Source organism: Wolbachia endosymbiont of Drosophila barbarae (assembly GCF_044752445.1).
Lineage (GTDB): Bacteria > Pseudomonadota > Alphaproteobacteria > Rickettsiales > Anaplasmataceae > Wolbachia > Wolbachia pipientis.
On the sequence record NZ_JBIXJM010000187.1, the window covers coordinates 1 to 2,411 of the forward strand.

Sequence of the window (2,411 nt, forward strand, 5' to 3'; positions counted from 1 at the left end):
TCCTTTCGTCGTGCTGTTGATTCTGCCTTCCTATGACCTGTTCGGACTATTATGAGAAATGCTATAATTTGTAGAATAAGGTTTTTTCCTTTTTGCATATTTCACCTAAAAAGGACACATTTTAGACTTCTTTGTTGAAATAAAACAGAAACAAAAGTGCTGTCCCTTGCACTCTTTGGATAATTTAATGATAAAAAATTTGGAGAGAAATTTTATACACAATCTCTGACATTTTTCCTTAAGTTGACGCCATTGTGTGAACGGTTACGGTTTCCCGTCTTCACCATGCTATATAGAAAAAAGTCTGGATTCCAATTTGCATGACAATATGGAGTATCTGCTTCTTTCATCCCAGTGGGATCTTTTATTCCATTTTATCAACAGTTTGTTTTGCAGTATCAAACAATTTTAATCCTATAATCCCGAATGTAACTAAAATAAAGCATATTACTTCGAATAAATTAACTGGTTCATCAAATAGGTAAACTCCAAGTATCGAAGCTCCTATAGCGCCCACTCCAGTCCAAATTGCATAGCATACTCCGATAGGTATAGAACGTGTAGCGAGCGAAAGTAAATATGTACTAAGAGCCATGGAGAGTATGCTAATTATTGATGGTACGAGATGAGTAAATCCATAACTATGCTTAAGTGTTATGACCCAGAACACTTCAATTAGTGACGATAAGAGTAAATATATCCAATTCATGCATAAATTTTTAGGTTTAAATAGAGAGCTTCAGCCCTATGCTTCCTATTACAATTAAAACGATACATAAAACTTGAGATAAATTAATATTCTCTGTGAAAGTGGTTGCACCAATTATAGTTATTCCAATTGTGCATATTCCAGAGGAAACTGCATAGCATACTCTAATAGGTAGAAAGCATGCTGCAAGAGATAAAAAGTAAATGCTAATGATCATAATTACCAATGTTGCAATCGAAGGCACAACTTTAGTAAAACTGTTACTAAACTTTAGTGTTACAGCCCACAGTATCTCTAGGATACTAGACAGCAACAAATATAACCAGCACATTTTCGTAACACTTCAATCTTGTATTGTAACAGAAATTGTTAGTTAAAACTACACTAAAGTGCAATAGATCTCTCTTTCGAAATTGCTTTAATATCAAACTTAAAACAACATCCTAAAAAACTTTTCTACGAAATTCAATTCCTGCACGTCATTTGCTGCATAAAGTGGTGTAGTTTGTTGCTCAATACCTGGTATTTCTACAAAAACTTCGCCCACTTCTTGACCTTTTTTAATGGGTGCAGGTATCATATTTTTATATTCAATACGCACCTTAATTTGGTCATGCAATTTGCGGTTGTAAGTTATGGTAACATCGTTTGCAACTGTAATAGGCACTTTTTTATCTTTTCCATAGAGAACATTTACTTCCTCAACTACGCTATCCTTAGCGAATATTTTCTTGGTATTAAAATGATTTAAGGAATATTGTATCAATCTTTTTGCTTCTTCTATTCGCTCTTTCTCAGTGTTTAAACCATTTACGACAGCAAAAATTCTCCTATCATTTCGTTTTGCAGATGCTACAATGCCGTAACCACCAGCATTTGTATAACCGGTTTTTAAGCCATCAACCCCAATATCGTGAAAAAGTAGAAGATTTTTATTCTTTTGTACAATTTCATTATATGTCAAATATTGTTCGGAAAATAAATCATAATATTCAGGAAAATCGGTGAAAATCCTTTTTGCCAGCATTACCAAGTCTTTTGCGTTCATAAAATGATCTTCATCTGGCCACCCGCTTGAGTTGACAAAATGACTGTCATTCAGATTCAAGTTTTGTGCAACTTCATTCATTTCAGCCACAAAATTCTCTTCTGATCCTGCAATGCCCTCGGCTAGTGTTATGCAGGCATCATTGCCTGAGACTATTGTAATTCCTTCAAGTAATTCCCTCACCGTAACGGATTGACCTTCTTTCAAAAACATAGAAGAGCCTCTCCTTTCCCACGCTTTTCTACTTACTCGAAATTTATCCTCCATGTGTATTATTCCAGCTTTTAGATAATCGAAGGCTATATATAAAGTCATTAGCTTGCTCATTGAAGATGGGGCCATTTTTTCATCGGAATTATGGTCAAAAATGAACGAGTCTGAAGCTAGATCTAAGACTACTGCTTGCTTTGCTTTGGTTCTAAACTGGTATGAGTATGAAGAAAAAGGAAGTATAAAAACTAATAGCAAAATTACCAATCTGCTTAACATATCTATAATTTTAAATTTATAGTGTACTAATTAATAGTATAATTTTACAGGGGCATTTCAATAGATCTCTTGCATAAAAATTCCTTGACAAACCTCGCCAGCCCCCTTATCATGAAACTGAAGCTATTTATTTATCTTCTCTGTACAGATTAAATGACAAAAAAA

At 34.1% G+C, this 2,411-nt stretch carries 3 protein-coding genes; all 3 read right to left on the bottom strand.

Translation table 11 applies throughout. The features are described from left to right. Positions 1-364 precede the first annotated feature (364 nt). Positions 365-709: a DMT family transporter gene (locus tag ACIPNH_RS03920; protein WP_006279756.1), complete on the bottom strand. Its 345-nt coding sequence runs from the start codon at positions 707-709 to the stop codon at positions 365-367. Positions 710-725: 16 nt separating this feature from the next. Continuing rightward, positions 726-1,040 carry a DMT family transporter gene (locus ACIPNH_RS03925; protein WP_010082606.1) on the bottom strand — a complete coding sequence of 105 codons (315 nt, stop codon included), beginning with the start codon at positions 1,038-1,040 and terminating at the stop codon, positions 726-728. A gap of 99 nt (positions 1,041-1,139) precedes the next feature. Next, a complete protein-coding gene (locus ACIPNH_RS03930) occupies positions 1,140-2,246 on the bottom strand; it encodes a D-alanyl-D-alanine carboxypeptidase family protein (RefSeq protein ID WP_400771848.1) in 1,107 nt (368 codons plus the stop codon). Positions 2,247-2,411: the final 165 nt, after the last annotated feature.

Coding starts and splice junctions, on each gene's coding strand:
- ACIPNH_RS03925 (WP_010082606.1), bottom strand. CDS start 1,040: ATGTGCTGGTTATATTTGTTGCTGTCTAGTATCCTAGAGATACTGTGG.
- ACIPNH_RS03920 (WP_006279756.1), bottom strand. CDS start 709: ATGAATTGGATATATTTACTCTTATCGTCACTAATTGAAGTGTTCTGG.
- ACIPNH_RS03930 (WP_400771848.1), bottom strand. CDS start 2,246: ATGTTAAGCAGATTGGTAATTTTGCTATTAGTTTTTATACTTCCTTTT.